Here is a 4,184-nt window from a genome sequence, read left to right as displayed (position 1 = left end):
CGCGACCCCGCGTGGTGGCGATGGTGCCGACCCTGGTCGATGACGATGCAGACGCCGCCCGCGATGCCGCGGCGCAGCAACTGGCCTTCTACGAGACCATCCCGTCCTATCAGAAAGTCATTGCCCGCGAGCAGGTTTCCAGTGTCGCCGAGCTGGCGGCCGTCGGGTCGCCCGCCCAGGTGCGGGCGCAGCTGCAACGCTATCTCGACGCCGGGGCCACCGACGTGGCACTCAGCCCGATCCGCAGAGAGCCCGAGGATCTGGCCGCGTTGTGGGCGGTGGCCGCGAGCCTGCCCTAGTAGTCGGTGGGGATCCGGCCCCGGATCGCGTAGGCGACGGCGACCGCGCGTGCGGGCTCGGCGGTGCCGCAGAGGTCGACCGCGACGACGATGTTGGACTTGGCTGCCAGGGCCTGGGTGCAATCAGCGGTTGTGTCAGCGGAAGCCGAATCGGGCACCGACAGAACGCCTTCCTGCAGTCCAGGCGAGCCGAGTGTGCGGATCTGGGCTTCCCCGGGCCGGTCTACTGCGGCAGCCCGGCCCACGCAATAGCCCCAGTGGTCTTGCACGCGGGCCAAGAAATCCTCGGCCGCGGCCGGACTGGGAAAAACCATGGCGCGTTGCCGCAACCAGGTCCGCCCGCTGTCATCGGTGATCTCGCGTTCCCGCGTTGCTTCGACCTCCTCGGGATAGGCCGGAAGCGCAGACGGAACATCTTCGGACGCACAGCCTTTCGCCGAGGCATCGCCGACGGCAGAAGGAGCCGCGGCGGCACTCGTGTCGGGGCCGGCGGCGCGAAGGCCGTCCGCCTGCACGATGGTCTGCGCGTCTTCAGGACCGATCAGGATCGGCTCGAGATCACCCTTCTGATAGGTGCGGACCAGCTCCGGACACTGCCAGAACGGGTCCACGCTGGGGCCTTTCGCCACGGGCGTGGAATCCACGACCGCGGTCACACGGTGTGTCGCATCGGGGGTGAGGGTGATCGCGTAGCCGCGTTCCCGCGACCATCTGGCCGGCACCAGCACATAGCTGCCTCCGTGCGCTTCGAGGACACGCAGGCACTGGTAGCGGTAGACCGGCGGGGCGGGCGTGCCCTGTGCCGGCAGGACTGTCACCTTGACCAGATCGCCCGGGAGATTCAGGGCCTCGGTGGTGTCGAGCTGCACTGCGGTGTAATCGCCGTCGGCGGCCCACAGGTTGGCCGCGGTGAACGCGCCGTTGCGCGTGCCCTGCTCCGCGGCATACATGTCGGTGACCCAGAACAGCGCCACCACCAGGCCGGTCGCCGCCAGCCCGAGCAGGACCCGCTCGGCCGAGACCGGCAGCCGGCCGAGGTGACCGATGCCGCCGGTGAGCGCCAGGATCCAGTAGCCGGCGGCGANGGCGTTCCTGAAGGCCGCCGATGAGGCCGTGCGGGCCGACCGTCCGGATTTGGCGGTGTCCACGGTGTCGTTCAACGAGGCCGCCGACCAGGTGTTGATCGAGGCCAGCCACGATGCGCGGCTGGTTGTGCTCGGTGGGAGGACGGTCACCCCGGCGGCGGCCCTGCTGCTCGGCTCGACGGCGCTGTCCGTGGCGACCCGGTCGAAGTGTCCGGTGGTCGCCTTCCGCGGCGAGTCGCTGTCCCCGGGGGACGACCCCGTCGTGGTCGGGGTCGACGACAGCCCCGCCGCGCAGGAGGCGCTGAAAACGGCATTCGAGTTCGCGGATCGGTTCGGCCTCGCGGTCGAGGCGGTGCGCTCGTTGTCATTGGCCGCGCCGGCCGAGACCGGGGTGACCATTCCGTTGCTGATCGACTGGGACGGTGTCGAGTCCGCCGAACTGGCGGCGCTGACCGAGACCGTCGACGTCCACAACAAACGTCACCCCGCCGTCGAGGCCAAGTGTTTCGTCGAGCCCGAATCCCCGGGCAAGGCCTTGTTGAAGCATGTCGGGGATTCGGGCCTGGTGGTGGTCGGATCGCGAGGCCGCAACGCGCTGGCCGGCGTGCTGCTGGGCTCGACGAGTCTCAACCTGCTGCACCACAGCCCGGTACCGGTGATCATCTGCCGCTCGGCACAAGGAGATTCGAATGAGTGAACACGACGTACGGCACGGCATCGTCGTCGGAGTGGACGGGTCGCCGTCGTCGGACGCCGCAGTCGCGTGGGCCGCCCGGGACGCGGCCTTGCGCGGCGTCCAGCTCACGCTGGTGTATGCGCTGCCCGGTGCGATGTCGCCGATCTGGCTCGATGTTGCCCTGCCTCAAGACTATTGGGATTTCCAGGACCAGCAGGGGCGGGAGGCCCTGGACGCCGCGCGCCGGGTCGCCACCGAGGCGACCGCCGGGACGGGGCCGCTGCGCATCGTGGACAAGGCGGTTCCCGGGCACGCCGTTGCCACCCTGATCGAATACTCGCGGCACGCCGATCTGGTGGTGGTGGGCTCGCGCGGCCTGAGCAAGTGGGGACGCCGGCTGCTCGGTTCGGTGAGCTCGAGCGTGGCCCACCATGCGCATGGTCCGGTGGCGGTGATCCCCGAGAACGAACGCCCTGGGACGGCACCCGTGGTTGTCGGGGTCGACGGCTCACCTGCCTCCGAACTCGCCACCGAGATCGCCTTCGACGAGGCCTCGCGGCGCGGGGTCGAGCTCGTGGTGGTCCACACCTGGACCGATCTGAATGCCGAGTTCCCCGACGTCAGGTGGGACGATCTGGGCCCTCAGGCCGAGCGCGCACTGGCCGAACAGCTGGCCGGGTGGGGCGAGCGGTATCCCGACGTCACGGTGCGGCGGGTGGTCATGCCCGACAAACCGGCTCGGCAACTGTTGGCCCAGGCCGAAACCGCGCAGCTGGTGGTGGTCGGCAACCGGGGACGGGGCGGATTCACCGGGCTGCTGCTTGGCTCGGTCAGCTCCGCGGTGGTCCATTCGTCGCCGGCCCCGGTGATCGTGGCGAGACAACGCGGCTGATCATTTGCTGACCGGCTCGCGCCGGAGAATGACAGCCTCCGGCGGCACGCTTCGCTAGATTTGGAGGCGTGGCCGTGCAGGCATCACGCGAGGTGGTCTTTGACGCCTCACCGGAGGCGATCATGGAGGTGCTCGCCGATGTCGAGGCGCTGCCGTCTTGGTCGGCACTGCACCGCCAGGTCAAGGTCATCGACCGTTACCCCGACGGCAAGCCCCACCACGTCACCGCGACGATGCGGTTGCTGGGCATCACGGACAAGGAGCTGCTCGAGTACCACTGGGGCGACTACTGGATGGTGTGGGATGCCGAGCCCAATCTGCAGCAGCGGGGGCAGCACGTCGAATACAACCTGACACCCGAGGTGGACAAGACGCGGGTGCGGTTCGACATCATCGTCGACGTCGCGATGCCGATCCCGGAGTTCCTCATCAAGCGCGCCAGGAAGCTGGTGCTCGACGTCGCCATCGAACGGTTGCGTCAGCGCGTCATGAACAACGCCCGCCGCGCTTAGCCCCTCGAGCACGTCGCCGCGGCCGGTGCAGCGGCATGTCACGGGTATGGCGCAGCGTGAGCGGAACGGAATAGCCGGCGCGGCCGCGGCGGTTCGTGTCGATATGCCGACCGGAGTTGTCCTTCCCCTGAACCCGTCCGCCCCCAACGTCGTCGATGCCGCGATTTCGCAGGCCCGCAACGCGTATGCCGGCGGGGTCCGCCAGATCTGGCTGGCCCAGCAGTTCGATGTCGACGCCATCACGCTGGCGGCGCTGGTCGGCGCGGCGGTGCCCGGCCTCGGCGTGGGTACCTCGGTGGTGCCAATCAATCCCCGTCACCCGCTGCTGGTCGCCTCGGCAGCCCAGACCGCTCAGGCCGGCACCCACGGGAATTTCACGTTGGGCCTCGGTCTGGGATCGCATGCGCCGGAGCATCGGGCGTTCGGCACGGTGTGGTCCGATCCGGTGGGCCGGTTACGCGAACACCTACAGGTGCTGCGCGCGATCTTTCATGACGGTGCCGTCGACTTCCACGGCAGCGCGTTCACCGCTAATCCGGAATGGCCCGTCCATGTGTCCGGTGGCGCTCCGGTGCCGGTGTACGTTGCGGCGATGGGGCCCAAGGCCCTGCGCGTGACCGGCGAGTTGGCCGACGGGACATTGCCGTACCTGGCCGGCCCGCGCACCGTCGGCGAGTTCATCGTGCCGACGATCACCGCGGCGGCCGCGGACGCCGGCCG

Annotated in this window: 5 protein-coding genes and 1 pseudogene; 5 read left to right on the top strand and 1 reads right to left on the bottom strand. The window is 69.4% G+C overall.

Going from position 1 to position 4,184, the window contains the following annotated elements:
• Positions 1–299, top strand: a pseudogene (locus tag BN4332_RS16145) (LLM class F420-dependent oxidoreductase); the annotation flags it as partial.
• Here BN4332_RS16145 and BN4332_RS16140 read toward each other — a convergent pair.
• Positions 296–1,249 (bottom strand): sensor domain-containing protein, encoded by a 954-nt coding sequence (locus BN4332_RS16140; protein WP_276079487.1) that lies wholly within the window; start codon positions 1,247–1,249, stop codon positions 296–298. The pseudogene BN4332_RS16145 and the gene BN4332_RS16140 overlap by 4 nt on opposite strands.
• A gap of 199 nt (positions 1,250–1,448) precedes the next feature.
• On the opposite strand from BN4332_RS16140, the gene BN4332_RS16135 reads away from it, so the two are divergent.
• The 4 genes from BN4332_RS16135 to BN4332_RS16120 all read left to right on the top strand — a co-directional run.
• Entirely contained in the window at positions 1,449–2,081 is a 633-nt protein-coding gene (locus tag BN4332_RS16135; protein ID WP_235654110.1) for a universal stress protein, read from the top strand.
• Positions 2,074–2,952, top strand: coding sequence for a universal stress protein (locus BN4332_RS16130; RefSeq protein ID WP_066899622.1), 879 nt, complete (start codon positions 2,074–2,076; stop codon positions 2,950–2,952). The genes BN4332_RS16135 and BN4332_RS16130 overlap by 8 nt, the downstream gene beginning before the upstream one ends.
• A 68-nt stretch (positions 2,953–3,020) precedes the next feature.
• Entirely contained in the window at positions 3,021–3,464 is a 444-nt protein-coding gene (locus BN4332_RS16125) for an SRPBCC family protein (RefSeq protein ID WP_066899620.1), read from the top strand.
• A gap of 103 nt (positions 3,465–3,567) precedes the next feature.
• Positions 3,568–4,184, top strand: a 617-nt coding sequence (locus tag BN4332_RS16120; RefSeq protein ID WP_066899618.1) for a TIGR03564 family F420-dependent LLM class oxidoreductase, incomplete at its 3' end; no start/stop codon positions are given.

Origin of the sequence: Mycolicibacterium houstonense (genome assembly GCF_900078665.2) — a bacterium.
In the GTDB taxonomy this organism is placed as follows: Bacteria; Actinomycetota; Actinomycetes; order Mycobacteriales; family Mycobacteriaceae; genus Mycobacterium; species Mycobacterium houstonense.
This window is presented reverse-complemented; position numbering and strand designations above follow the sequence as displayed.

Coding starts and splice junctions, on each gene's coding strand:
- BN4332_RS16140 (WP_276079487.1), bottom strand. CDS start 1,249: ATGTATGCCGCGGAGCAGGGCACGCGCAACGGCGCGTTCACCGCGGCC.
- BN4332_RS16130 (WP_066899622.1), top strand. CDS start 2,074: ATGAGTGAACACGACGTACGGCACGGCATCGTCGTCGGAGTGGACGGG.